The sequence below is a fragment of the Leptolyngbya sp. NIES-2104 genome, assembly GCF_001485215.1.
In the GTDB taxonomy this organism is placed as follows: domain Bacteria; phylum Cyanobacteriota; class Cyanobacteriia; order Leptolyngbyales; family Leptolyngbyaceae; genus Leptolyngbya.
The window spans coordinates 1,595,856-1,621,655 of record NZ_BBWW01000001.1; the positions used below are offsets into that span (position 1 = coordinate 1,595,856).

General features: G+C 46.9%; 22 protein-coding genes. 13 read left to right on the forward strand and 9 right to left on the reverse strand.

The features are described from left to right. The first annotated feature begins 127 nt into the window (after nt 1-127). Nucleotides 128-493 (forward strand): phage holin family protein, encoded by a 366-nt coding sequence (locus NIES2104_RS07370; protein WP_058997163.1) that lies wholly within the window; start codon nt 128-130, stop codon nt 491-493. Between the two features lie 143 nt (nt 494-636). Here the strand turns inward: NIES2104_RS07370 and aroH are convergent, their stop codons facing one another. The 3 genes from aroH to NIES2104_RS07385 form a co-directional block, all read right to left on the reverse strand. Continuing rightward, complete coding sequence (aroH, locus tag NIES2104_RS07375) at nt 637-1,032, reverse strand: chorismate mutase (RefSeq protein WP_058997165.1); 396 nt, start codon at nt 1,030-1,032, stop codon at nt 637-639. 90 nt (nt 1,033-1,122) lie between these two features. Beyond that, the gene (gene sppA, locus NIES2104_RS07380; protein WP_058997166.1) at nt 1,123-1,959 is read right to left on the reverse strand and encodes a signal peptide peptidase SppA; all 837 of its coding nucleotides are present in this window, start codon (nt 1,957-1,959) and stop codon (nt 1,123-1,125) included. 60 nt (nt 1,960-2,019) lie between these two features. Further along, nucleotides 2,020-4,629, reverse strand: coding sequence for a CHAT domain-containing protein (locus NIES2104_RS07385; RefSeq protein ID WP_058997168.1), 2,610 nt, complete (start codon nt 4,627-4,629; stop codon nt 2,020-2,022). Between the two features lie 462 nt (nt 4,630-5,091). On the opposite strand from NIES2104_RS07385, the gene NIES2104_RS07395 reads away from it, so the two are divergent. From NIES2104_RS07395 to NIES2104_RS07415, 5 genes are all read left to right on the forward strand, one after another. Beyond that, nucleotides 5,092-5,691 carry a superoxide dismutase gene (locus NIES2104_RS07395; RefSeq protein WP_058997175.1) on the forward strand — a complete coding sequence of 200 codons (600 nt, stop codon included), beginning with the start codon at nt 5,092-5,094 and terminating at the stop codon, nt 5,689-5,691. Between the two features lie 417 nt (nt 5,692-6,108). Then, entirely contained in the window at nt 6,109-6,315 is a 207-nt protein-coding gene (locus NIES2104_RS07400; protein WP_058997177.1) for a hypothetical protein, read from the forward strand. Then, entirely contained in the window at nt 6,315-8,474 is a 2,160-nt protein-coding gene (ppk1, locus tag NIES2104_RS07405) for a polyphosphate kinase 1 (protein ID WP_058997178.1), read from the forward strand. The genes NIES2104_RS07400 and ppk1 overlap by 1 nt, the downstream gene beginning before the upstream one ends. A 731-nt stretch (nt 8,475-9,205) precedes the next feature. Further along, nucleotides 9,206-10,195 carry an RNA polymerase sigma factor RpoD/SigA gene (locus NIES2104_RS07410; protein WP_058997180.1) on the forward strand — a complete coding sequence of 330 codons (990 nt, stop codon included), beginning with the start codon at nt 9,206-9,208 and terminating at the stop codon, nt 10,193-10,195. Nucleotides 10,196-10,701: 506 nt separating this feature from the next. Continuing rightward, nucleotides 10,702-11,085: a response regulator transcription factor gene (locus NIES2104_RS07415; RefSeq protein WP_263970923.1), complete on the forward strand. Its 384-nt coding sequence runs from the start codon at nt 10,702-10,704 to the stop codon at nt 11,083-11,085. 44 nt (nt 11,086-11,129) lie between these two features. Here the strand turns inward: NIES2104_RS07415 and NIES2104_RS33355 are convergent, their stop codons facing one another. Continuing rightward, complete coding sequence (locus NIES2104_RS33355; RefSeq protein WP_263970924.1) at nt 11,130-11,264, reverse strand: hypothetical protein; 135 nt, start codon at nt 11,262-11,264, stop codon at nt 11,130-11,132. Nucleotides 11,265-11,291: 27 nt separating this feature from the next. Between NIES2104_RS33355 and NIES2104_RS07420 the strand changes: the two genes are divergently transcribed. Further along, nucleotides 11,292-11,582 (forward strand): YkvA family protein, encoded by a 291-nt coding sequence (locus tag NIES2104_RS07420; RefSeq protein WP_058997183.1) that lies wholly within the window; start codon nt 11,292-11,294, stop codon nt 11,580-11,582. A 58-nt stretch (nt 11,583-11,640) separates the two neighbouring features. Here NIES2104_RS07420 and NIES2104_RS07425 read toward each other — a convergent pair whose 3' ends face one another. From NIES2104_RS07425 to NIES2104_RS07440, 4 genes are all read right to left on the reverse strand, one after another. After that, the gene (locus NIES2104_RS07425) at nt 11,641-12,483 is read right to left on the reverse strand and encodes a hypothetical protein (RefSeq protein ID WP_156426888.1); all 843 of its coding nucleotides are present in this window, start codon (nt 12,481-12,483) and stop codon (nt 11,641-11,643) included. 43 nt (nt 12,484-12,526) lie between these two features. Next, entirely contained in the window at nt 12,527-13,660 is a 1,134-nt protein-coding gene (locus NIES2104_RS07430) for a glycosyltransferase family 4 protein (protein ID WP_058997188.1), read from the reverse strand. Nucleotides 13,661-13,668: 8 nt separating this feature from the next. Beyond that, nucleotides 13,669-14,868, reverse strand: a complete 1,200-nt coding sequence (locus NIES2104_RS07435; protein WP_058997190.1) for a glycosyltransferase — start codon at nt 14,866-14,868, stop codon at nt 13,669-13,671. 582 nt (nt 14,869-15,450) lie between these two features. After that, nucleotides 15,451-16,524 (reverse strand): polysaccharide biosynthesis/export family protein, encoded by a 1,074-nt coding sequence (locus NIES2104_RS07440; protein WP_059001608.1) that lies wholly within the window; start codon nt 16,522-16,524, stop codon nt 15,451-15,453. Nucleotides 16,525-16,803: 279 nt separating this feature from the next. On the opposite strand from NIES2104_RS07440, the gene NIES2104_RS07445 reads away from it, so the two are divergent. The 6 genes from NIES2104_RS07445 (at nt 16,804) to NIES2104_RS07470 (ending at nt 24,860) form a co-directional block, all read left to right on the forward strand. Next, nucleotides 16,804-19,077 carry a polysaccharide biosynthesis tyrosine autokinase gene (locus tag NIES2104_RS07445; protein ID WP_058997192.1) on the forward strand — a complete coding sequence of 758 codons (2,274 nt, stop codon included), beginning with the start codon at nt 16,804-16,806 and terminating at the stop codon, nt 19,075-19,077. Nucleotides 19,078-19,225: 148 nt separating this feature from the next. After that, nucleotides 19,226-20,128 (forward strand): FkbM family methyltransferase, encoded by a 903-nt coding sequence (locus tag NIES2104_RS07450; protein WP_058997195.1) that lies wholly within the window; start codon nt 19,226-19,228, stop codon nt 20,126-20,128. Then, nucleotides 20,129-21,481 carry a hypothetical protein gene (locus tag NIES2104_RS07455; RefSeq protein WP_058997197.1) on the forward strand — a complete coding sequence of 451 codons (1,353 nt, stop codon included), beginning with the start codon at nt 20,129-20,131 and terminating at the stop codon, nt 21,479-21,481. Next, complete coding sequence (locus tag NIES2104_RS07460) at nt 21,478-22,629, forward strand: glycosyltransferase family 4 protein (protein WP_058997198.1); 1,152 nt, start codon at nt 21,478-21,480, stop codon at nt 22,627-22,629. Before NIES2104_RS07455 ends, NIES2104_RS07460 begins: the two co-directional genes overlap by 4 nt. Nucleotides 22,630-22,641: 12 nt before the next feature. Beyond that, the gene (locus NIES2104_RS07465; protein ID WP_058997200.1) at nt 22,642-23,700 is read left to right on the forward strand and encodes a glycosyltransferase family 4 protein; all 1,059 of its coding nucleotides are present in this window, start codon (nt 22,642-22,644) and stop codon (nt 23,698-23,700) included. Further along, entirely contained in the window at nt 23,697-24,860 is a 1,164-nt protein-coding gene (locus NIES2104_RS07470; RefSeq protein WP_058997202.1) for a glycosyltransferase family 4 protein, read from the forward strand. The genes NIES2104_RS07465 and NIES2104_RS07470 overlap by 4 nt, the downstream gene beginning before the upstream one ends. Here NIES2104_RS07470 and NIES2104_RS07475 read toward each other — a convergent pair. Beyond that, nucleotides 24,836-25,756, reverse strand: coding sequence for a glycosyltransferase (locus NIES2104_RS07475; protein WP_058997204.1), 921 nt, complete (start codon nt 25,754-25,756; stop codon nt 24,836-24,838). The genes NIES2104_RS07470 and NIES2104_RS07475 overlap by 25 nt on opposite strands. Nucleotides 25,757-25,800 lie beyond the last annotated feature (44 nt).

A 25,800-nucleotide genomic window follows, 5' to 3' on the forward strand; every position in this document is an offset into this window, starting at 1 on the left:
CAAAAGCCCCAGGTTTCGTCAAGAGATTTGGGGCTTTGAAATATCTGCCCAGATGGAGAGGATGATCGCTCGATCGCTAAGCCACAATCACGATTAGAAAAATTGTTATTAATTCGAGGAAAACGATATGGGATATGTTTTAACAACTTTGGTCACAGCCTTGAGCCTGCTCGTGGTGGATATTGTTTTGCCAGGTGTGAGTATTCAAAGCTTTGCGGTGGCGATTATTGCAGGGATTGCGATCGGGTTAGTGAATACGTTTGTGAAGCCGCTTTTGTCATTGTTGACGTTGCCGATTAACTTATTGACGTTGGGATTGTTCTCGATCGTGATTAATGGAATCTGTTTCACGTTGGCGGCGGCATTAGTTCCGGGATTTCAAGCACACGGATTGGTTTCGTTCTTAGTTGCACCGTTTATTTTGTCGTTGGCAAGTACGTTTTTGAACAAATATTTCGCGGAACGCAGCGCGGATTTCAAAACGAATGCTTAACTTGTAAATTTCTGATATGAGAAAGGGCGGCAACGTGACCGCCCTTTTTTGATGAATGGAATAACTGCAATCATTGTGGGACGGGCATCTTGCTCGGACAGGCAGGTGAAACACCTACCCCACAGGACATTCAATTCATGCTTCTAATTTTGTGAACCCGCGATCGTGCTCAGCGCCCAATCCGGTCGCAAATTTTTCGCCTGTCGCAAATACGGATGATGCACTTTCACCTCTGGATCAGGCGTGTTGAAATGAATCAAAAACCGAATACACCGCTCTAAACTGCCTTCAACGTGCATTTGTTGGACATCGATCAACGGTACATTCGCCCAATGCGATCGCTCTCGTGCGACCGCGGCTGGAAAAATTGCATCTAAATCCTTTGTCACCGTAAACGTCGCACTGACGATTTCCTCCGGGTCAAGCGGGTTATAAGCCTCCAACTCGTCTAATAATTCCGTCACCGCTTCGCGAATTGCCTCGATCGTGTTTTCTGAAGCGGTGGTCGCTCCCCGAATTGCTCGTACTCGCCAATGCACGTCTGGTTCCTCCTAATCTTGCTAGTCCGTACCTAGCTTATCAACGAATGGAGAAGGTCTGAATCCGGATGAATGCTTCATTCTTTACGACTATGGGCGGTATAACCACAGAGGCAACCCACAAGTCTCAAGCTCGAACTCCAACCAGTCCATTCCCACGACCAGGGGCGGTAAGGCTCCGATTAATCCGTCTAAGCGATCGTTGGAGGTAAATCGATTCACCAGCGATTTCTTCTCCTCGAAATTATACGTCTTCGTTTTCTCTGGATCGAGATTCACCAATTCACACGCCCAACGACGCGCATCTTCCTCGGTGCCTAAGCGATCGACGACTCCTAATTCAACCGCTTGCTGCCCGGTGAAAATCCGCCCATCAGCAAAGGTTCGCACCGTTTCCTCGGATAAATTTCGAGATTCAGCAACCGTTCTAACGAATTGTGAATAACTGATATCGATTAGGTCTTGAAGAATTTTTTGTTCGGGTTCGGTCAGTTCTCGATCGAACGACAAAATATCTTTGTACGGACCCGATTTGATCACTTTGAACGAGACACCGACTTTTTCTAGCAAGCGCTCAATATTATTACCGCGCAGAATCACCCCAATACTTCCGGTGATCGTTCCAGGGTTCGCCACAATATGCTGCGCCCCCATGCCGATATAAACACCACCCGAAGCGGAAATATTGCCGTAGCTTGCAATGATTTTGGTCTTTTGCCCCAATCGCTTCAGGGCTTCGTAAATCTCTTGCGAGTCGCCCACGGTTCCCCCAGGGCTATCAATTCGCAGCAATAACGCCGGAAATTCTCGCTCCTCGACCACTTTCAGGTTTTCTAACACCCGCTTCCGGGTTCCGCCAGCGATCGCGCCCTTGACTTCAATTCGAGCAATCTGCTTTCGCAACCCACGCTTAAACAACCGCACCATAAAGCTTTAACCATCACAAGTTTACTAATTATAAACTTTGCGACTAGAGAACCGCAGCGATTACTTAACCGCCAATAACGCTCTCCAATCTTTGATCGCACCTTCGCCCCATAGCCAGTTTTGGCTCAGGGCATTGATTTGAAACTGAGTGGGAGCTTCTCGTAGAACGCGATCGCGCAATGCCACCGCTTGCTGTCTCTGTTGGTTCCGAGTGTTGCCTTTCTCAGATTGAGCAGTCTTATTCATAAAGAGCGCTAATCCCGCTTGTGCAGTGAGTTCATCTTGTTTTGCCCCTGCACTCTGAGCCAGTTTGGTTGCTTCGAGCCAACTCTGACCGGCTTGCTTGATATCCCCTTGAGCATAGTAAACAAATCCCAAAGCGTTCAATGTTTGGGCATTTCGAGTGTCTTGGAGCGCCGTTTCAAAAAAGCCTCTAGCATCATCTGTACTGTAAGAGAGTTGTCTTTTCTGAACCGCCTGCCACGCAATCCGACCGCGTAAAAAGCTTACCGTGGAATTTCTCAGTTTCTCGCGCGGTACATTCTGAATCGCACTATCTGCTTCGACAACTTGACCATTGTTGAGCAGCTCTTCGATCGCGCCTCGTCCCACGCGCAGATCACCCGCAGCCAAATTTGTGGTTGCCGTTGCGACTAAGGTGCCAGTTCGACTAGTGTTCGCTTCTGGAGCTTGAATAATTTGATTGATAGGATCGACTAATTCATTCGGAGAAGGCGTAGTCGAAGCTCTCCAGACCCAAACTCCTAAAACGGCTGCAATTGCAGTTCCTAAAATTCCAGCGGCAATCAATGGACGGCGGCGACGGGCTGGAGTCAGTCTTTTACGATCGCCAAAAATGCGATCGGTGACAGGTTCTTCAAGCCGGACTTCCTCGACGTGCAAATTCGGAGTAATCGCAGGTTGTTGAGGTTGGACTGGAGCCGAATTCTGACTGGGAGCAAGATTGTGAGCGGTTTCTAGTCGCTGAAGGTTGCGGCGGGCATCACTCAGACTGGGTTCGTGTTGCAGCGCCATTTTATAAGCGACGATCGCTTCAGTCGGACTGCCTAACTGCTCTAGGACTTTGCCCATTTCGCTAAAGGCTTCCGCACATTGAGGATCAACCTCGATCGCTCGACCGTACGCCACGATCGCGCCTGTGAGATCCTGATTTTGCGATCGCAATTTACCCAGCGTTAGACAATCCTCAGAGGTTTGAAGCTGGTTCTCATCGGTATTCGCACTAATCGGCTCATAGATTTGTCCGTGATCGATTTTCACTCTTAAGAAGGGATTGTCTTCAGGATCACGAATTTCCTGAAGCATTTCGAGAATCGCTTGGCGATCGCTATCTTCTGGATCTTCAAATTCCAAATCAGGAAACAATTCCGCCGCTTCTTCGAGTGCGAGTGGATCGTCTAAGACTAGCGTTGTTGGATGCGTATCAAAATTCGTCATCGCAAGCTGTGGATCTTGCAGCAAGTAAGACGAATCCGGGAGCGCGGTCGGCTGGAGATATCCATCGAAATCGGGATGCAGATAGAGAATCGGCAATGCCCAATACAACTGATTTGAGCCGTAGGAAGACAGCAAGCCTTGACGCGCTCGACTCAGACTTAAATCGATCGGATAGCGTTGCTTGAGATTGCGGTAAAACAATCGGCTCAGAGTCAGTGCCACATCGTCCGGAATGCGTTCCGCCATCGCCAACACTGCCGGAATTCCCCGCTTCAAAAGGGCATCCGTCAGATTACTCGATTCGGTTTCATTCGTCGGATCAGCCGTCGCGGTATAAACTCCCCGGCAGGAGTTAAACACTGCCATTCTCACGCCATTATTGACGAGCAATCCCGCAAGATCATCACCGCTGAGAACTTCGGTTAATCCGGTACGATCGCTCACTAAATATAAATCGCCGCCAGACATGCCTAAATTGCTGTGTCCGGCATAATGCAGAACTTGATAATGTCCTTGCTCTAATTCTTGCGTTAACTGCTCTCGTCCAGGCTGATCCAAAATTGTCAGATCAATCTTGCCGTCTGACTGTCCATCTCGCAGCAGTTCATCGCGTAAATGATGCGCTTCCCGTCGGAGTTCTAAAACTTCTTGATCGGTTGGAGCCGCTAAGACCATGAGAATTCTGAGCGGTTGACTTGGATCAAGCTCGATCGCGGGTCGGTGTGGCTGCAAAATCGTACCCATCGGAGCAAAATTCGCTTGGTAGCGCGAGAACACGACATCGGTTCCAGTCGCTAACGGTCGCGCTCCTGCATAAAGCACTTCCCACGGTAAGCGAGGTAAGCGATCGCCTTTTAGTCCCAACCGCAACCGCAAGCCTTCCCGTCGGTTCTGAGCAATCCCCTGAGCGGTCATCCAACTATCGCGAATCGTGCCCTGAAACAGTGCATTGTAGAGTTTCTGTCCCAGTTCCACTAAGTTTGGAGAAAGCGCATCGCTGCCCGCTGTGGACGAACCGAGCGATCGCATTCTGCCGCGCAAAATTCCCAACAGTGGATCGTGCATTAATTGACGGGCTTGCTCTAGCCACTCTTCAACGTGCCAGGTCACCAGTTCTTCCGCCAAAGGAACCCCCGGCGAGACTCGTTCCGTTCTCACCCAATATTCGTCACCGCGCACAGGCGTAACGGAAATAAAGAACTCTTGATCCACTGAACACCCTCCAAGAACCTGACCCCACCCGAACCCGATCGCCCTTTGTTTCTATTACCACTGCCGATCCGTCTCGGTCAGGGAAAATTAAGAATCGATCATCCGTCTATTAGCATTACAAATTTTTGCCTCGATCGACGATGTAAAACCGACTCAAGACTAGGATTTCAGACGCGATTACCTCCATCAATAGACGCATTCTTTACTCAAAGGTTACGCAAAGTTCAAGAAAACTTTGTCATAGCTTTAAGTATTCCCACCCAGAGCGTCCGGAGTGCAACGGTAATTTTCAGGAAAAGGGAGTGGTAGATGCACCCTGATTTATCGCCTCCGTTCATGCCTAGTGAATGGAGGTTTTTTATTTCTACCAAATCCTCATCTCGCTTTTGAGATAGAATTTTCACGGTTAAGTTATGTTTCTGCCAATCGCTCAGCAGACACCCAATAGAGAGGATTGAACACATGGCATTCACACAAGCGCCTTTACCTTTTGCGAAAGATGCCCTTGAGCCGTATGGCATGAAGGCGGAAACGTTCGATTATCACTACGGCAAGCATCACGCTGCCTATGTCACCAACCTAAACAAGCTGGTGGAAGGCACTGAGATGGAAAACATCGCACTAGAAGATGTGATCAAACAGTCGTACGGCGATTCGTCGAAGGCTGGCATTTTCAACAATGCAGCACAAGTCTGGAACCACACGTTTTTCTGGAATTCGCTCAAAGCGGGTGGCGGCGGTACCCCGACCGGAGACTTGGCGGCGAAGATTGATGCGGCTTTCGGTAGCTTCGACAAGTTCAAAGAAGAGTTCAGTAACGCCGCAGCGACTCAGTTCGGTAGCGGTTGGGCATGGCTCGTCGATGATGGCGGGACGCTGAAAGTGACAAAGACTCCGAATGCAGAAAATCCTCTGGTTCATGGTCAAACGCCACTGTTAACGCTGGATGTGTGGGAACACGCTTATTATCTGGATTTTCAAAATGCTCGTCCGGCATTTATCAAGAACTTCTTGGATAACTTGGTGAACTGGGATTTTGTGGCTCAGAACTTAGCCGCATAGGTTCTGCATCGCTTGTAAGAGGATGTTTAAGAAATTTTCGTTTGTTGCCATAGCCCGCCCTGAAATAGAATTTCGGGCTAATCGACGAAAGTCCATTGGAAATGGACTTAGAACTTGAAACTTGGTCTGAGTCTACTTCAGTAGACTTTCGCCAGTTAGCCCGAAATTCATTTCAGGGCGGGAGCATAACGTAGCGAAGAGACTGTCTATACTTTTCAAGCATCCTCTTATAAGGCAATTCATTCTGATTCAGTGAGGTAGACGACTGCCTCACTTTTTTGTGTTGGCTAGATTACACACCTTGTGTTGGCTAGATTACACGCGATCGCAAATTGACAAAAAACTTCGATCGCGCCTTCCCACAATGCCCAAAAGAACGCAACAATGAAGCTAACCCGCCGACTTTAGTATCATTCGATGAATAGCAACGAACTCGCAAAATATCTAGAACAAACTGAGAATGTGACCAAGCCTTGGTTACTGGCTCAATTAAGACTGTTGAAATTAAACGAACAGCGCTCTGAAATGTCTCCAGCAGAGTATGAAAAGCGATTAGCTGATATCCATCAGGATGTCATGAACTTGGGCGAATGGTGGGTTGGCATTGAAGATGAGGTGTTCTAATGCGACGACGGAAACCAGCACCCGTAGAAACAAATTTGAGCGATCCACAGTATTTTTTCAATCGTGAACTGAGTTGGATTGAGTTCAACAATCGAGTCCTACATGAAGCATTTGATCCGCGCACTCCCTTGATTGAGCGGCTGAAGTTTCTCGCCATTTTTAGCTCGAACCTGGATGAATACTTCATGGTGCGAGTGGCGGCTTTGAAAGAACAAGTCGAAGCCAAAGTCAGTAAACTCAGTCCAGATGGTCGAACTCCTCAAGAACAGTTGACTTTAATCAATGAGCGGTTACGTCCTTTAGTGGCAAAACAGCATCAACATTTTGAAGAGGCATTGCGTCCTCAGTTCTCATCTCATGGGGTTTATCTGCTCGACTATATTGATTTGAATCAAGAACAGCGATCGTATTTGCACGAGTATTTTGAATCTCAAGTGTTTCCGGTTCTGACTCCGTTAGCGATCGATCCTGGACATCCGTTTCCTTATATTTCTAATCTCAGTCTAAATTTGGCAGTCGTGATCAAAGATAGTGTCACCGACGAAGAACTATTCGCCCGCGTCAAAGTTCCGAAAGTTCTGCCCCGATTTATTCAATTGCCGATCGACACTCAGGATCTGCCAACTTCGATCGCGAAAAGTCGCGCTACCGTTTGGGCAGGCGTTCCCCTCGAACAAGTAATTGCCCATAATCTCGAAGCGCTATTTCCAGGAATGAACATTCAGGAGTATCACCCGTTCCGCATTACTCGCAATGGGGATCTCGATGTTGAAGAAGATGAAGCCGAGGATTTGTTAACTGCGATCGAAGAAGAACTCAGAAAGCGCCGAGTTGGCGGCTCTGTCGTGCGATTAGAAATTAATTCATCGATGCCGGAGCAGATTCGATCGATGTTGATCGAAGAAATGGAAATCACGCCCGATGATGTGTATGAAATAGATGGACTGTTGGGCTTGAAGGATTTATTCACCTTCACAGATTTACCGTTACCAGAATTGAAAGATCCGCCTTGGAGTCCGGTGACGCATCCGAAGCTGAAACGAGTTACGGAAGTTCCGGTGATCGAAGCGCTCACGCATGATGAAAACTTCTTCGCAGTAGTTCGCCGCCAAGATTTGTTAGTGCATCATCCTTATCAATCGTTTTCGCGCAGTGTACAGCGATTCATTGAGGAAGCGGCATATGATCCAAATGTTCTCGCGATTAAAATGACGCTGTATCGGACATCGGGAGATTCGCCGATCGTACAAGCGCTGATTGCTGCGGCAGGAAATGGAATTCAAGTAGCTGTATTAGTTGAGTTGAAAGCGCGATTCGATGAAGAGAATAATATCAATTGGGCGAGAAAGCTAGAAAATGCAGGGGTTCACGTTGTTTATGGCTTGGTCGGACTAAAAACACATACCAAATTAGTGTTAGTTGTGCGCCGTGAAGAAGGACGTATCCGAAGATATGTGCACGTTGGCACAGGTAACTATAATCCGAAGACGGCGCGACTTTATACCGATTTAGGAATCTTTAGCTGTCGAGAAGAGCTAGGGGCGGATTTAACCGATTTGTTCAACTATCTGACCGGATACTCACGGCAGCAGTCTTATCGGAAATTGCTCGTTGCTCCGGTGAATTTGCGCGATCGCATGTTGAACTTCATTGAGCGAGAGATCGAACATCAGCGCAACGGTGGACAAGGGCGGATTGTTGCCAAGATGAATGCACTCGTCGATCCAAAACTAATCACTGCACTCTACGAAGCTTCTCAAGCAGGGGTGCAAGTTGATTTGATTGTTCGGGGAATCTGCTGTCTGCGTCCTGGAGTGAAGGAGATCAGCGAAAACATTCGAGTGATTAGCATTGTGGGGCGCTTTCTTGAACATGCTCGGATCTTCTACTTTGATAACGGGGGAGAAGCGGAGGTTTATATCGGGAGTGCGGACTGGATGCCGCGAAATCTCGATCGACGAGTCGAAGCGGTGGTGATTGTCGATGATCCGAATCTGTCTCAAGACCTGCAAGAGATTCTAGGGATTATGCTGGCGGACAATCGGCACGCTTGGGAGCTACAGTCAGACGGCAAATATGTGCAGCGTCAGCCTCAAGGTGATCAGCCTGAACAGAGTTCGCAGCAGATTTTCATGAACATGGCACAGCAGCCGGGTTAAAAGGGGTTTGAATTAAGAGAGAGGCGAGTGTGGTGGCATTCGTCTCTTTTTTATGGGTTAATTTTCACTCAGTTCGACAAGTCTTATAGCAAAGGTGTGAGGTATGAGGTGTGAGGGGTGAGGTCAAATTCATTCACCGCTTAGGTTCGGAGATTGAGAACGTCCTAACCGTTCTGCGTACCGCTATAACGCTTCGATTCGCCTGATTTGTCAAGAAACAAGAAAGAATCTGGGAGTAAGCAGAACTCTCCTACGATTTCCAACTCAATCTTCAACTTAATGCGCCATTTTTGGTATTAGAAGCTACTCTACAAAAGACAACCCGCTGTAATTTCAGTTGAATTGATCAGGTTTTCTTAGAGGTCTACGCAATTTTTCGGAGAAACGATCAAGATTTCAAATCGCTGCAAAAATCCACTGCAATTTCCCGGATCTCGTTCTTCAAATGCGCTAATCTAAGCTAACAACTCAGTAGAATTTCGAGATCGCTACTTAAGCGAGAACCGATTACTATAACGCTTTAGCACCGTACTCTTTCTTCCGTGACCCTACTGAATTTCAGCGAAAAAACGGACATATTTCAATTCATAAACAAAGCCTCGATAAACCTCATAAAAACCAATCAAACAACGCTGAATTTGTTGGAACAAACTGAATCATTTCGATTACATTAGTTTGCAGTTGAAGATGCAACGTTAACAAAAACTGAAGACCTCAAAGCGTAATCAAAAATGGCAACTAAATTACCCACTGATTCCTTTCCGATCGATGCTGCTGTAACTGAAGGTGACATCGATCTTTCCGAACTCGAATCACTTGAAGCTGAGGATTTGACTCCCGAAGGTTTGGCAAAGTCATTTAAGGGAAAAGCGAGCGAGTACCTTGGACTATCAGATGATTCGGTTGGAATGTTCTTGAGGGAAATGGCAAGGTATCCGCTGCTCACTCAAGCGCAAGAGATTGAATTAGCGCGTGAGATTGCGAAAGGTGGAGTTGCTGGAGAACGTGCAAAACGAAAATTAGTTCGCGCAAATTTGCGATTAGTGGTGTCGATCGCGAAAAAGTATCTCAACAGAGGCGTACCTTTCTTAGATTTGATTCAAGAAGGTGCAATGGGTTTGATGAGAGCCGCTGAAAAGTTCGATTATGAGCGCGGCTATAAGTTCTCGACTTATGCTTACTGGTGGATTCGTCAAGGAATTACAAGAGCGATCGCGTCTCAGTCAAGAACGGTTCGGCTCCCGGTTCACATGGTTGAAAAGCTCAATCAAGTCCGAAAAGTGCGTCAAATGCTGTCTCAAGAACTCGGTCGCAAGCCGACGAAGCAAGAGTTAGCTGTAGCGCTCGACATGGAAGAGGATAAGTTAGAGCAGGTTCTAGATGTGAGTCAGCGAACGTTATCGCTTCATGCTTGGGTGGGACGCGATGAAGATACTGAACTGATGCAACTGATCGAAGATGCGGACAATGTTGCACCGAACGATAATTTGGATCATAAATTGCTGATCGATCGACTCAATTCGGTGTTGGATCATTTGAGCGATCGCGAGCGTGAAATTATCAAACTGAGATTTGGGTTAACGGATGGTCAGCACTATACTTTGAGCGAGATTGGTCAGCTTTATGATTTGTCGCGGGAACGAGTGCGGCAAATTCAGGCGAAAGCGATGAGAAAATTGCGTCATCCTCGTCGTCAGGCATTGCTGAAAGATTGGATGTAATCAATTAAAGTCTGTCGGTTGCTGTCAGCGATTCGCCTCTGGATAGGAAGGGTCGCTGATTTTTTTGTGATGGCGTTGGGAAAAAATAATGGGATGTCGATCGTGATTACTGATTTCAAACGTCGTTTGAAAAGGTTTTGTTTGTTGCCACAGCCCGCCCTGAAATGAATTTCGGGCTAATCGACGAAAGTCCTTTGAAAAGGACTAAGAATCTGTTACTGCCTCCCAGTCTACTGAAGTAGACTTTCCACCATTAGCCCGAAATTCATTTCAGGGCGGGGCGTAAACGAGAGCGAAAAAACTTCTAATGTTTTTCAAACACCCTCTCACATTGAAACAACGATCGCTACACCGCAATTCTCAAACCGATTCTTCACAAACGTAATTCTTCCTTAAACTTGGTTCGGTTAATCCTTGCGGTAGAGGACTACCAAATGTACACATCGTTACACTCTTGATTACATTTGAGCTACCCTACCCGTCCCATGCTGTCTAGTGAGTGCAAAGTGTTGCGTGTTTTAATCGTCGATGACCATGAACTGACCCGGTTCAGCCTGAAACTGGCGCTACAGCGTCAGGAAGGCATCGAGCTTGTGGGTCTCGCTTCCAACGGTCGTGAAGCTGTTGAAATGGCAGATCGTCATTGTCCAGATGTGATCGTTTTGGACTTACAGATGCCAGTGATGGATGGGCTGAGTGCTTCGATGCAAATCAAGAGCGTTCACCCACAGATCAAGATTTTGGCATATTCATCACTCGAAGATCCGCAGACTGAGGTGATGCTACAAACTGCGAAAGTGGATGCCTTTTGTAAGAAGGAAACTGCGGTTCAGGATCTAATCGCGATCGTCAATCAGCTTGGAACTGAAGTTGATCGTCGCAACTGCTAATCGTTAATTAAATTGGGTTGAAGGGAAACCACGACTCACCAGCGCTAGCTGGGAAGATAGTCGATCGCTAAATCAGAATGCGCGATCGTGATACCAATAGGTTCTACCCGAATGGCGGTTTCTCCCCCTTCTTCAGACAGTTTTCCCCCCAAGACAGCGCCTTTAGGATCTGAGATCATAAAAGCATGAGTGACGGAAATAAACCTATGAATCTTCCATTTTACGACTGGTATCGCAATCTCGTTCGCAACCCGAAATACCGCTGGTTGATTATTGCTGGAACATTACTTTATCTGTTTAGCCCGATCGATTTGTTACCGGATGTGATTCCGGTCATTGGACAGATTGATGATACGGTCATTCTGGGTCTGCTGGTGGCGGAAGTGTCTTCGATGCTGATGGATCGCTTAAAAGCTCAAAAGGGTACAACGACTACGACGGTGAATGGTCAGCCTGCTGAAGATGCAGTCGAGGTCGAAGCGACAACGCTCAAGTAGTTTTTGATGCAAATGAATAGATTGAGTGAGGCGCGAGAGATTGCGCCTCTTTTGCTGATTATTTCTTCGCGATCGCTTTTCTCAACCGAGACAACCCGAACACACCAAATCCGAACAACGGATTGAACGCGAAAGGAATGGGTGTGATTGCAGGAGACAACTCGACTTGATTTAGCCTGAAGCTACCTCTTGCTGAGGTGGTATTGTCGCCGATGAAGATAAAGTTTGAAGTGTTATAGACAGCAGAAGCGGGTCCAGGAAAATCGATCGCTTCTTGGCGGTAATCTCGTAAAAGACCCGAAAACAGCGGAGTTGTGTAGTTGCCGTTTGCGTAAAGGTAATAAGTGCTGCCCAAAAAAGATAAATCGTATCGATTGATGGCAGTGTTTGTCGTGAAATCAGCGAATTCTGTTTGTGATTGAGTAAATCGAGTTCCCATAGGATTGGTTACTGGATCTGCTTTAGTTGCACCGTCATTCTGTGCCCAAACTCGATCTGCAAAAAAGCCGAGTTCGATCGCTCTTGCTCTGTCATTACTGACTACAAGAATGCTCAATCCAGCTCGATCGTCTCTTCCATCTAAGTTGTTGTCTGCGTTGCTATTCCGAGCTTCTTGAAGCAGTTGTAAATCAAATCGAAGATTGAATCCAATGTCTGGATTTAGAGTAGGTCCCATTCGGCTGTACCCGTCTCGAATGCCAAAATTCGATCCACTCCCGTTAGTGTCAAATACTACGCCTGTACTCTGAGGAATCTCAGTTCCATTAGGAGGAGATGGCGATAAAGCCCATCCTTGGGTGGTGGGGGACTGTCCTGAGAAGCCATTGTACAGCGCTGAAGCTCTGGTAGGACTTAAGAGCAAAATGCTACTTGTTAGGGCAATTGTCAGTAATTGTTTCATAATTCAGGGGGCAAAAAGCAATGATCGTAGTTTTCCCAATCTTTTAGAAAGTTGATAGCTCAGGCGTTTTTTCAAACAGCGATCGCTCAAGAATCTCATACAGCTTGTTCAGTTGTTGCACTGGATCACAGAGTGAAATTGCTCGATCGAGACACCCTTGAGAGAGTCGATCGCGTTCTCTCGCATCGGTAATCAATCGCTCTAACACTTGCGCGATCGCAGAATTATCTCCCGCAGGCACCAAACAGCCACAACTCTGATCAACAATCTCCGGTGCCGCCCCGATCGCAGTTGTCACGATCGGTAATCCTGCATATAGCGCCTCGATCAATGAAATTCCGAAGGACTCTGCATGACGATTAGGCTGACAGTACAAATCTGCGGCAGCGAGTAGTTCGGACACATCTGAACGCTGACCGAGAAATTTAACACGATCGACAAGCTGCAATTCTGTTAATTGCTTTTGTAGCGAAGCGAGATAAGTTCGCTCTTGTGCACGTTGCGGACCGCCTACGAGCCACATCTCCCAATCTGGAATCGATTTTAATTGACTCAATGCCACCAACAACGATCGATGTCCTTTACATTCTTCAAGTCGGCTCACTTGGGCGATTACCACTCGATCTGCGGGCGTTTGGAACTGCGATCGTATCCGCTGCCGGACAACGGTTGAATCTAAGCATTGCGAACTCAGCACCGGGAAATAAACAGTGCGACTAGGAACTTCTGGATAAAGATGGTTCAGCGTTGATGCAGTATAGTTACTGTTGGCTATGACTAAATCAGGAACAATTCGCTTTGCTAATCGCTCTAACCATTCCCGACCTGAAACAATGTTATGAGCATAAAACACTAAAGGCAAATTCTGAGCCTTCACCACTGATCCAAAAATGGCTTGTACCCAGCAAGCATGAGCAATAATAACATCGAATGATTTTTGCTGTAACAGTGCTTTGAGTTGCGATCGCGCTTTCCAAACTGTCCAAGGATGGCGAATTTGTACTGCACCGAGATTATGTACGATCGCGCCTGCTTGCTGAAGTTCTGAAGACAATCGCCCTTGAAAGCAAAGTGCGAATTCATGTTGCATCTGTGGCAGGCTCGTTTTTGCCAGCGTCACTAAATACGTCTCAATTCCTCCGAATAAATTTCCAGCATACAGATGCAGAATTCTCATTGCGACTCCTACACTAAAACAGGCTGCACATCTTTCTGATAGATCACACGCTCATAGATCCGTAAGCTTTCTTGAGCCATCAGCATTTGATCAAACTGTAAGGCTCGTGCTTGAGATGCGATCGCAAATTTCCCCCGCAGATGAGGCTCACGCAACAATCGATTTGCTGCATCCGCTAATGCCCTTGAATCATTGATCGGAACAGTAAATCCTTCGAGTCCATCGCGACTCACCCAAGTCACACCACTGTTCGGAATCGCTGCATTAATCACCGGACATCCACTTGCCATCGCTTCCACTTGCACTAAACCAAACGCTTCACTCCGAGCATTTGAAGGAAACCATAAAGCAGTCGCAGCTCGATAGGCACCAATCAGTTCATCTTGACTCACTTGCCATTTGAACACCACACGATCGCTGACTCCAACCTCGATCGCATGTTTTTGCAGCGAATCCGCCAATTCTCCTTTGCCCACAATGATTAATGTCCCTGGAACCGTTCTTAATGCTGAAATCGCAATGTGTAGAGCCTTATAGTAAACGAGCCGCCCGACACAGAGCCAGATTGGACCCGGATACAGCGATCGTAATCGTTTTTCATAAGCGATCGCCGCTGCACTCGGTTGCCGATACAAAGACAAATCAATCCCAAACGGCAGCACTTCTGCTTGATTTCGATAGGGACGCAAAAAATCTGATCCCGCTAAATAAGTCGGACTTGCAATTAAGATTCGAGCCGCTCGACGATAGATATGATTTAACAACGGACTGACGACATGCTTGAGAACTCTTTGCTTCACAATGTCGCTGTGATGTGTGACAACTAATGGAACCGTAGAATTAGCCAGTGTCCAGTGAAGCGCCATTGCAGGATTCGGGGCATGTAAATGTGCAATGTCATAGCCAAAGCCCTTTGCTTCAAAATACTCAGAAAACGCTCCAAACACATCAAATCGCGCCAATGTTCCCATGCGCCCTAACCGAATCACACGCACATTGCGATCGAGTTCTTCAACCGTTGCTGTCCGCTTTGCTTCTCTACCTTCTTCATCACACGCATTTACACAAATCACATCAACCTTCGCGCCTAATGCAGCTTGCGAAGTGGCTAATGCTCTGACATGTGTTTCGATACCTCCCGGTTGAGGAGGATAATACTTCGACAAATGACAGATACGAAAGGGTGTATCGGGATCTCGTCTGGTCACCCGGAGGTTAGATGGGACAAGGCGATCTGAGGTTTGGGTGTACGACATAGAAAGAATGCGATTTCACAATGTGGGCACAGACAAGCAGGTTGTAGCAGGCACGAAGTAAACACAGCAAAATCTGCTATGGGAACATTGCAAGTAGGGTGAGTGTTGAAATTCTGTTGATTGGATTGTACTGAGGATTATTTTTTTAGGAGCTACGTAGATGTGCGGGTTCTACAAAATGGATTAAAAGAATATGCGTAATTTTAGATAGTGACCACGGTAGATTGATAACGCAATTTCTTTTATTCCTTAAGAGGATGTTTGAAAAGTTGTCGTTTGTTGCAGCGTCCCGCCCTGAAATGAATTTCGGGCTAATCGGCGAAAGTCCATTAGAAATGGACTAAGAACCTGAAACTGCCTCTGAGTCTACTTCAGTAGACTTTCTACGGTTAGCCCGAAATTCCATTTCAGGGCGGGATGCAATCGAAGCGAAAAGGCTTTTTATGCTTTTCAAACACCCTCTAAGCTGAACATCAGAAAAACTCCGATTTTTAACGATCGGAGTTCTCATCTCAACTCAACTCAATAGCGCATTTAATTACCTAACAACAATCGCAACAATCCAAATGCTCCTGTAATCGGACTCACAATTGATCCAAGTAAATCAGACACTTTTGCAGTATTGCTGCGATTGACGACAATCACATCGTTTTGATGAATCGCAGGATTCGAGCTTTCATCTAATCCGCGGGTTACATCGAACTTAAATTCTCGTCGATCGACTCGACCATCCGGCAACAATCGCACGAGTTCAATCTTCGCTTTGTTGCCGCGTCCTGGAGTAACGCCCCCTGCCGCTAGAACAGCTTGCATTAAAGTTGAATTGGGGCGCACTCCCACACCGCCCGGACGCATCACTTCACCCACCACATTGACTTGAATCTGCTCTGGCGATAGATTGCTCATCGCGATTTGGTTGGCTTGAGTGGGATCAATCGCGATCGCAGTCGGCACGAAGATCGTATCGCCATCCTGAAGCGAAATATCCTGTGCGAGTTCTCCCGCTTGCAAATACTTCCACAAATCAACTTTAAGCTTTTCTGTGGTTCCATTTGCCTGTGGGCGACGGACTTCAATTTCGCGAATGTTGGCTAACTGTGCAATCCCGCCTGCGGTTTGAATCGCTTTAGATACGGTGGGCCACTGACTTCCGCTTTCTGTCGTACTCCGCTGGCTGAGACTTGCCTGAGTGACTTCACTCCCGATCGTATTCACAATGTAAGATCCGGGACGATTCACCGCTCCAATAATGCCAATCTTCAAAGGACGCGGTGCAATCAGACTGACGGTAATCACCGGATTCTGCACATACTTCTGATATTGTTCTCTCAAGCGCTCTGAAGCCTGCGCCAGCGTCAATCCTTGCACTGATACTCCACCCACCCAGGGCAAATTCAGCGCACCATCTAATAACACCGTGTATCGCGGCTCCAGCGTTAACTCTGGAACATCAAAAATATCCAATCGGACTAAATCCCCTGCACCGAGCTTGTAGCTACTATCAACAGGTAAAGTTCCTGCTTCTGATAGCTGCGGTTGCAATAAGGGGAGAGTACGCGAGGGCAGCATCGGAGTCTGTGCCCACACTAGAGTAGGTTGTACAGTCATAGTCAGGGCAAGACCAAGCCGAAACGCTAGACGATTGAAAGCATCATTCATACAAAAGGGAACCGAAATGATGTGCAGGCTGATTTAAGGTAAGCGATTCAGCAAAGTTCATACTCTGTGAAATCTCTGGATTCTCAGTGTTTGCCGAGATTCAAGGTTCAGTACTCTTACGGACTCTCGAATAGAAAGGGCATGAAATACTGAGCGCAACTGCATGAAGTTGTGTACGTGTCAGCAGATGTGCGCGAGTGACATCACGGATTACCCTTTCTAAGTCGCATGAGTAATAATCCCTTATCAAAATTGTATCAATCCGAGCTAAGTCAAGAGACGGGGAACTCCCTGCAATTTCTTAGGTTCAAAGGTGCAGAACATCGATCGGAGCTTGACCTGAAGAAACTGTGGGATGTGGTGCGACGGCGGAAAATATTTGTCGGCACAGTCGCGCTCATTTTGTTCACAGCAACGATGGCTTGGTCAACCACTCGTAAGCCTGTCTATATGAGTACGTTTCGGTTACTGATCGAACCGACCAAATCCAATGCGGGACAGCAACTCGCCCTACCCCTGAACGAACAAACAGTTGGCACAAATTACAACACCCTCATTCAAGTACTCAGAAGCGCTCAGATTCTAGAACCTGCGTTTAAGACACTGCAAAAACAGTATCCGTCTCTGACCTTTAATCAGTTTTTAATGAATCTCTCAGTGACGCGGCTGAAAGAAACTGAGATCATCGAGGTTAGCTATCTCGATAATGATGCAAATCAAGGCTTATCAGTGTCAGAAAAGCTGTCTGAAGCTTATCTGGAGTATGGTGAGCAACTGAGAAGCCGGAATTTACAGCAGGGCATTAAGTTTGTTGAGAAGCAGTTGCCGAATTTGTACAGTCGCGTTAATCAGATCCAGAGCCAGCTCGAATCGTTTCGAGAGCAGAATCAGATTGTGAACCCTGAAGATCGGGCTGCTTATTTGATCAAGATGAGCGGAGAAATCGAGTCGCAACAAAAAGCAACTCAGGCGAGATTAGCAGAATCAAGAGCACTCTACGCGACGCTTAGACGGCAAGTGGGAAGTAGTCCTGAAGTTGCGATCGCATCTTCTGCCCTAAGCGAATCCAAAACGTTTCAAGCCCTACGCGAACAGCTTCAGCAAGTAGAAACCCAAATTTCAATTAATACTGAGCGATTGACTCCTGATGCTCCTCCGGTTCAAGCCTTAATCAAACGCCGAGATGGGGTACTGGCTCAGATGCAGCGGGAAGCTAAACGCACGCTAAGCGCAACTGGAATTCAGCAAGCTCAGGGCAATTTAAGCGGCACCCTGATCGAACTCAATCGCCAGCTTGTAACCGTTAGCAATGAAATTCAAGCCTTAGAAGCAAAAAATCAATCCTTGCTTGGAACGGCGCAGCAACTTCAATCGAGTTTGACAACGATCCCCGCACTGGTACGTCAGAATGTGGACTTGCAGCGGGAATTGAAAGTCGCCAATGATAGTCTCGATCGCTTTCTCGCCAATCGCGAAAGTCTACAAATCGAAGCGGCTCAAAATACTCAACCCTGGCAAATTATCGCGGCTCCTGCTCAACGTCCTGCGCCTGTGTTCCCGTCGATTCCTCAGAGTGCGGCTTTAGGATTGCTCGGTAGCTTATTTCTCGGTGTTCTGGCTGGCTTGCTAGTCGATAAGCTCGATGATGTTCTGTACTCTGCTGAAGACTTGAAGCACGATAGCAAGTTTCCACTGTTGAGCGTGATTCCGTTCTACAAGAACTTGAGCGAATTTAGCTTACCCGCAATGGCATCGTTGCGGAACTTACCCGCTGCTTCCGAAGGTTCGACGCAATCCGCTCAAACGTTCTCGATCGACTTAAGCGAAGATGCAGCTATTTTCCGAGAAGCGTTTCGCACCTTGAATCTCAGCTTATCGATGGCAAATTTGCAGAATCCCCTTCAATCGATCGTGGTGGCTTCGGCACTGGCAAGCGATGGTAAATCGACCGTTGCGCTAAATATGGGATTAGCTGCGGCGACAATGGGACAGCGAGTTTTAATCGTTGATGCTGATTTATATCGCTCTAAGCTGCATACCTATGCCAGAGTCACCAACGAGCAAGGATTAAGCCAGTATTTGACTTCTGATATTTCCGTTCATCACCTGATCCAACAATCGCCGATCGAGCAAAATGTGTTTGTGCTAACGGCTGGAAAACCTCAAATGGATGCAAGTCGTTTGCTGTCTTCTAACAAGATGAAGAAAATGATGGAAGAACTAAAAGAACATTACGACTTGGTGATCTATGATGCGCCTCCGGTTCTGGGATTTTCTGATAGTTTGATTTTGTCAGGTCAAACCGATGGAAGTGTTCTCGTTGTTGGTTTAGGAAACACCGGACGAACTGCGCTGCTTGAATCCCTCCGAGGTTTGCAAATGTCAGGCACCCCGGTTCTGGGAATCGTCGCAAACTGCCTCAAACCTGGAACTCACCTAGCGCACAAGTACCATGAGTATGTGCGACGAAACTACAATTCGGACGTTGTGGAAACCGTGTAATTTTTTGAGCGATCGCACTCATGAACACGATGACTCGCGCAGAACAAAGTCTTAGAATCAGCAATGTCATCATCAATGAAATGTTGCAGCGTGTGCTGGCTCAACTTGAAAGGAAAACTGCTTGGAATACACACTCTGAATCATTCACATGAAACTATTGGGACTTCTCAAGCCTGAATACTACTATCAGCCTCACAAGCTACTCCAGAGATTGCAACATCGCCATCTTCAGACAGTAGACGAATGGATCAATGTTGTCCTTCCCTGGAAGATGCCGATTCGAGTTCGTGCTCACGAGGAACACGGTCGGATCTTAACAACTTTGGGAGTCGTTGATTTACCTGTGACTGAAACACTTTGGCGTTTGACTGACCCAGGTGAGTGTGCAGTTGATGTGGGTGCGAATGTTGGATATATGACAGCTTTGCTTGCGGCTCGTGTTTCTGGAGCTTCAACCGGGAAAGTTTATGCGTTTGAAGCTCATCCAGAAATTTTTTCAGAGCTTGAGTACAACATCCAACAATGGCATGATGTTCAAATTGAAGGGTGTGCGATCGCAGTATCTAACCATTTAGGTAAAGTTACACTCGCGATCGATTCTGCTTTTGCCACGAATCGAGGATTAGCGGCTGTTATTTCAGAGAAAACGGTTTCTGATAAATCTTCTCAGTTCTCGGTCAAAGCGACGACTTTAGATGCTCATTTTTCTGAAGTCATTCATGTGTTAAAAGTCGATGTTGAAGGACATGAACTTCAAGTGTTTCAGGGAGCGGAACAGCTTCTACGAGAAAAACGAATTCGAGATTGTGTGTTTGAAGAACATCGAGCTTATCCGACACCTGTAACGGAATTTCTCGAAGCTCATGGCTATCAGATTTGGCGCATCGATCGACAATTTTGGCGACCTGCTTTAGTTGATCCTACTACTTCAGTTCCCCGGAGCAACTGGCTCCCGACAAGCTTTTTAGCAACTTGCGATCCAGAACGCGCTCAGCGACGTTTACAAAGTACGGGATGGCAGTGTTTAACACAAGAAAGGAGGCAGCGTTAAATGCGATCGCTCCAGGCTCCCCAATCTTCTTGGCGGCTTCGCCTTCCTCAATTCTCATGGCTTCACGCTTTTGTTCTCGTACAATTTCTTCTGCAAATCTTACTGCTGTTTCCTGAGATTTCAGGATTCAGAATTGTAATGAGAGCAGGTGCATTTGCATTGAGTTTGGGACTATTGTGGAAGGTTCCCAAAACGGGAATTCAACATCCGGCTAAACCTTGGGCGATCGCAGTGCTTTGTATCATGCTGCTCCAGTTCTTTTGGCACCCTTATCTCAGCAGTCTTCCCGCAGGTTTCGCTCAGTGTTTGATGTATCTAGCGATTCTGGCTCCCTTATTTTGGGTCAGTCGTCTGAAGCTTAGCGACGAAGGATTCTACGGGTTGATTTATCTACTCTGGGGATTTCACACGCTGAGTTCGATCGTCGGTGTGCTTCAGGTTTACTATCCTGAAGTGTTTCAGTTTGCAGTTTCTTCTGTGATCGAGGAAGGACAGTACGGAGGTGATCAACTCAAAATTACCCTTGCGAATGGTTCATATATCTACCGTCCAGCAGGATTGAGTGATACTCCGGGTAGTGCTGCAATCTCTGGATTTTATGCACTTCTGCTTGGAACGGGAATTGCGCTGCAAGCTCGAAATTTAGTGATTCGGCTGATTAGTACGGCAAGTGTGCCGATCGGATTATTTTGTATCTATCTTTCTCAGGTTCGATCGACATTGATTGTTTCGCTGATTTGCTTGCTGGTCATCGCGTTGGTGCTGATTCAACTAAAGCGATTTGGGCAAGTTGCAATAATGGCTGGAACAATGATTGTTCTTGCGATCGCGACAACACACTGGGCAGTGGGAATTGGGGGTGAAATGTTAAGCGATCGCTTTCTCAGCTTATTGGCAGAGTCTCCCGATACGGTGATTTATCAAAACCGAGGTGTATTTCTTGAAGAAACGATCGTTGATCTAATCCCCAAGTATCCGTTCGGTGCAGGCTTGGGACGTTGGGGAATGATGAATGATTACTTTGGTAATAACTACAATCCTCTTACGTATCCCCTATGGGCAGAGATTCAATGGACAGGTTGGGTATTCGATGGCGGTATTCCTTTAGTCGTTGCTTATTCAGGAGCGATTATTGCTGCTTGTTGTGGAGTGTGGCGCGTGATTAGCGATCGCTTTTCCCCGCTTCAACTTTGGGCAGGAATTATCTTTGCGTATAACATGGGTGCGATCGCAATTACTTTTGGCTATCCCTTGTTTATGAGTCAAGCAGGGATGGAGTTCTGGTTGATCAATACCGCATTGTTTGTAGCGGCACGTCGTTCTCATACTGTTCTTTCAAGCTGGGAAAAATGAAGCCTTTTCTCTTAGTTGCAGCCGATTTTATCAAAACTGGGGGCATGGATCGAGCAAACTATGCTCTAGCCGATTATCTGGCTCGTCAAGGGGCAGAAGTTCATTTAGTGTCTCACAGGATTGATATTGAACTTCAAACCTATCCGAATGTGGTGTGGCATCCGGTTCCTAAGGTTGCGAACTCGAATTTTCTGGGTGAGTTTTTCATTGATCGAGTAGGACAGTTCTGGGCGCGACAAATCACCCAGCGAGGAGGGCGAGTTCTAGTGAACGGTGGGAACTGCTCCTGGGGAGACGTGAACTGGGTGCATTACGTTCACGCAGCCTATCAGCCAGAATCGAAAGTCAGTACTTTGCAACGGGCAAAAATTGCAGTAACGCATCAATATTTTTGTCAGGCGGAACGGCGCAGTTTGCAGCAAGCACAATTGATCATTACGAATTCAGAGCGAACCCGAACGGACTTAGTTCAACATCAGTTAGCGCCTGCTTCTAAAGTTCGATCGATCTACTACGGCATTGACCCAACTCTTTTTTACCCTGCCGCGCCTGAAGAAATCCGATCGCTCAGACAGCAGTTAAATTTACCGCTTGATTGTCCGATCGTAGTTTTCATCGGTGCATTAAGCGATCGACGAAAAGGGTTTGATGTGCTATTTGAAGCATGGAAACGGCTTTGTCAAACTCCAGCTTGGAAGGCTCAATTATTCGTCATTGGGCGTGGAGCAGAGTTACCGATTTGGAAGCAAAAACTGATGGATGCGAGCTTAGTTGATCGCATTCATTTTCTCGGTTTCCGCTCTGATGTCCCCGATTTGCTACGCGCCTCTGATTGTTTAGTTGCTCCAACTCGATATGAGGCTTATGGATTAGGCGTTCATGAGGCTTTATGCTGTGGAATTCCAGCGATCGTGACTGAAACGGCTGGCGTTGCAGAACGTTATTCTTCAGAATGTCGCAATTTATTGTTATCAGAAGTCACGGTTATTGAACTGGTGAAAAAACTATTGGATTGGAGCAATTCTCAAGATCATTATCAAGCGTTAATCCGATCGCAAATCACGCGCAAACTTCGACGCGAAACCTGGGATGAGATGGCAAAACAGATGCTTGATGCGATCGAAACTCCTACTTCTGTACTTGTTTAGAAGGAAACGATTATGAGAAAAACAGTCGCTTGCTCTGCACCTTATGGCTCTGGCGGATTAGGACAGCACTTTTCATTCATTGTTGAAGAAGCGCGATCGCAAAACACGCTGGCTGAGTACTATACGCCTCGTCCGAAATTAGATGATTCGCTCGGTCGAAACGTTCAAGTCTCCCAGCGCAAACAACTTCTCATGCAATACTCACCGCTCCGGTACGATCTAGGGTGGTTGACGTATTTCGCGAATGATTGGTTCGATCGTGCTGTCGCCGCAGTGCTTTCTCCGGGCGATGAACTCAACATTGTCGGTGCAGGACAAGCGCTTCATTCCTTTCAACGCGCTCGTGAGCTAGAATACCGCATTCTCTCGCTCCAAGCTGATACAAGTCATATCAATCATGTTGCAATTCAGAACTTAAAAGCAATTCGAGCATTTGGAATTGAGCCAAGTTGGTTAAACAACGCACTACGCCGCAAAACGCTGCAAGCTTATGAAATGGCAGATTTGATTTATGTTACTTCTGACTACTCATATCAATCATTTATTAGAGCAGGAATTCCAGAATCAAAGTTAAGAACGGTCAGCCTTCCGGTTCACTCACGATTTACGCCTGCATCTACACATAACAAAGATGGCGTTTTTCGAGTCCTGTACTGCGGTAGCTTAACCGTTACTAAAGGAATCCCTGTATTACTTGAAGCATTCTCGCGTCTTCCAGGACGTAACTCCGAGCTAATTCTAGTCGGTGGATCGACGACTCACGGGATGCGAAAGTACCTTGAAGCTTGGAAACAGCGAGATTCACGCATTCGGATTGCTCCGGGTGATCCACTGCCTCATTTGCAGCGTGCCAGTGTTTATGTGCATCCTTCCTATCAAGATGGGTTCGCTTATGCACCGATGGAAGCTCTCGCTTGCGGAGTTCCTGTGGTCGTTACAGAAGACACAGGCATGAAAACCTTTGTGCAGGAAGGCAGAAATGGTTATGTTGTGCCCACTGGAGATTGGGAAGCCATCCTCGATCGACTAAAACTTTATCAATCCTTGCATCAATCGGTAGCTACTTTATGATCATTGGTCACTATGAGTCAGATATTTGGGCAGCGGGTGGACTCGCTGCTTATATTCGTCGCATCGGACAAGCCCAGCGATCGCTGGGGCACACAGTCTACTACTTCTCACAGAATGCCAGTGTTGGAATTGAGAATGAGCAGGTGCAGCCCATTTTAGTAAGCAGTGAGCCTGACTTATACGATCAAGCGAAACGCTTAAAGCTGGATATTCTGCATGTGCACGGTGAAGTGACAACGATACCGCCGCGTCAGTTTGCTACAGTTCGCACCCTTCAGGGACATCAACCTTACTGTCCCAGTGCAAGTAAGTTTCTAAAACAATCGAATCAGCCTTGTAATCGGTCTTATAGTGTACTGGGCTGCTTACAGGGACATTTGCTCGATCGCTGTGGTAGTATTCGCCCAAATCAACTGATTCAAAATTTTCAGGCGATCGCGAAAATTCGACCAGTCTTATCACAGATGCCTGTGATCGTCGTGAGTCAGTTTCTCAAGGATCGGCTGGTTGAAGTGGGCTATGATGCTTCATCAATTCATGTTCTGCATCTGTTTGCTCCGAAAGTTTTTCAACCCAGTTCACCTCCAACGGTGGGAGTTCCTCGATTTGTGTTTTTGGGACGATTCACCCCTGAAAAAGGCTTGAGTTGGCTATTCAATGCGATTGCTCAAGTTTCTGTTCCGATTCATCTCGATGTGGCTGGACAGGGCAATCAAGCCGCACAAATTCAGCAGCAGATTGACACCCTTGGATTGTGCGATCGCGTTACGCTGCACGGTTGGCTAAATGAAGCTCAAACTGAACAGTTAATCGCTCAAGCCCGCGCAGTCGTTTATCCTTCGCTCTGGCATGAACCTGGTGGAACAGTTGCGTTTGAAGCGATGGCGCAGGCGAGAGCACTGATTATGAGTCGTGTTGGTGGGATGCCTGAAGTTGTGCGAGATGGAGTCAATGGTCTGTTAGTTGAGCCGAATGACGTTGTACAACTTGCCCACAGTCTAGAGCGATTAGCAAAGGATTGGCAGTTAGCAAAACAACTCGGAGAAACTGGACAAGCGTACGCGATCGAGCAGTTTAGCCTCGATCATCACTTGACTCAATTGATGCACATCTATCAGCAAAATGTTCGATCGACTCAGGAATCTTTGAGCTGCATCTGAGCGAGATCTCTCAGAGCTGCATCAATTCCGCGCTGAGCTGCATCGTGAAAACGACGCGATCGAGCATCCATGAACCATCGACGAGCATAGCCCGCGAATCGAGTCCGCCAAGTTCTAACCGGTAAATTTCCCCAGTTTGCCTGCATCACAATGCCAGAATAATACATCGCTTCTTGGAGTCGTAGCAAATAGTCTTCTTGAAGTCGGAATTTTGGAATGAGATGGGTCAACATCAACGCTTTGAAGACTCCGATTCCTAGTCCCATGTGACAGGCAGTAAAAGCAATGTCTGTATCTCCACCAGACATCAATGATTTGCCCTTACGATCGAGCTGCATTCGCATCGATTGTGCTTGAACTAATTTGACATACTGTTGGGCAACCGATCGACGCAAACACATTCCAGCTCCGCAAGGAAGAAATTCATTCTGCGGAATGTTGCCCCATCGATCTGCGTCTAACTCTTTTAGCGCTAAGTTTCCCCAGTAAGGTTTGATCCAGGCTTGTGATTGTTCCTCGAACTCTGGTAAAACTTGCCCACCCCAAGCCCCGATCATCGTCCATTGCTGGGAAAGGTCTCGTGCTGTTTCTAGATAGTTCGGTGCTAACACATTATCGTCATCGACCAAGATCAAAAGCTCAGCCTGTGATTCTCGAATTCCTCGCAATCGTGCAGGCGTTAATCCGAGTTGCTCTTCTCGAATGTGATGAGCTTGAAAATGCCAAGATAAATCAATCTCATCTGCCAGAACGCGATCGCTGGCATTATCGATCAACAACAGTTCCCATTGTTCTTGGCGTAACGTTTGCTGTTTCAGTGCTTCAAGAACGCGATCGAGATAATCTCGACGTGGATTGTGAGTACAGATGATGACACTAACAAGAAGTTGATTCATAGGTGATTATGTGAGGGAGCTAGAAATCTCTTGTCCCCTTTCCT

Bases quoted from the DNA above. Each gene is read 5' to 3' on its own strand.
- ppk1 (WP_058997178.1), top strand. From the start codon at position 6,315: ATGCGACGACGGAAACCAGCACCCGTAGAAACAAATTTGAGCGATCCA.
- NIES2104_RS07460 (WP_058997198.1), top strand. From the start codon at position 21,478: ATGAAGCCTTTTCTCTTAGTTGCAGCCGATTTTATCAAAACTGGGGGC.
- NIES2104_RS07420 (WP_058997183.1), top strand. From the start codon at position 11,292: ATGAATCTTCCATTTTACGACTGGTATCGCAATCTCGTTCGCAACCCG.
- NIES2104_RS33355 (WP_263970924.1), bottom strand. From the start codon at position 11,264: ATGATCTCAGATCCTAAAGGCGCTGTCTTGGGGGGAAAACTGTCTGAA.
- sppA (WP_058997166.1), bottom strand. From the start codon at position 1,959: ATGGTGCGGTTGTTTAAGCGTGGGTTGCGAAAGCAGATTGCTCGAATT.
- NIES2104_RS07370 (WP_058997163.1), top strand. From the start codon at position 128: ATGGGATATGTTTTAACAACTTTGGTCACAGCCTTGAGCCTGCTCGTG.
- NIES2104_RS07470 (WP_058997202.1), top strand. From the start codon at position 23,697: ATGATCATTGGTCACTATGAGTCAGATATTTGGGCAGCGGGTGGACTC.
- NIES2104_RS07465 (WP_058997200.1), top strand. From the start codon at position 22,642: ATGAGAAAAACAGTCGCTTGCTCTGCACCTTATGGCTCTGGCGGATTA.
- NIES2104_RS07455 (WP_058997197.1), top strand. From the start codon at position 20,129: ATGCGATCGCTCCAGGCTCCCCAATCTTCTTGGCGGCTTCGCCTTCCT.
- NIES2104_RS07425 (WP_156426888.1), bottom strand. From the start codon at position 12,483: ATGAAACAATTACTGACAATTGCCCTAACAAGTAGCATTTTGCTCTTA.
- NIES2104_RS07410 (WP_058997180.1), top strand. From the start codon at position 9,206: ATGGCAACTAAATTACCCACTGATTCCTTTCCGATCGATGCTGCTGTA.
- NIES2104_RS07430 (WP_058997188.1), bottom strand. From the start codon at position 13,660: ATGAGAATTCTGCATCTGTATGCTGGAAATTTATTCGGAGGAATTGAG.
- NIES2104_RS07445 (WP_058997192.1), top strand. From the start codon at position 16,804: ATGAGTAATAATCCCTTATCAAAATTGTATCAATCCGAGCTAAGTCAA.
- NIES2104_RS07400 (WP_058997177.1), top strand. From the start codon at position 6,109: ATGAATAGCAACGAACTCGCAAAATATCTAGAACAAACTGAGAATGTG.
- NIES2104_RS07450 (WP_058997195.1), top strand. From the start codon at position 19,226: ATGAAACTATTGGGACTTCTCAAGCCTGAATACTACTATCAGCCTCAC.
- NIES2104_RS07475 (WP_058997204.1), bottom strand. From the start codon at position 25,756: ATGAATCAACTTCTTGTTAGTGTCATCATCTGTACTCACAATCCACGT.
- NIES2104_RS07395 (WP_058997175.1), top strand. From the start codon at position 5,092: ATGGCATTCACACAAGCGCCTTTACCTTTTGCGAAAGATGCCCTTGAG.
- NIES2104_RS07440 (WP_059001608.1), bottom strand. From the start codon at position 16,524: ATGACTGTACAACCTACTCTAGTGTGGGCACAGACTCCGATGCTGCCC.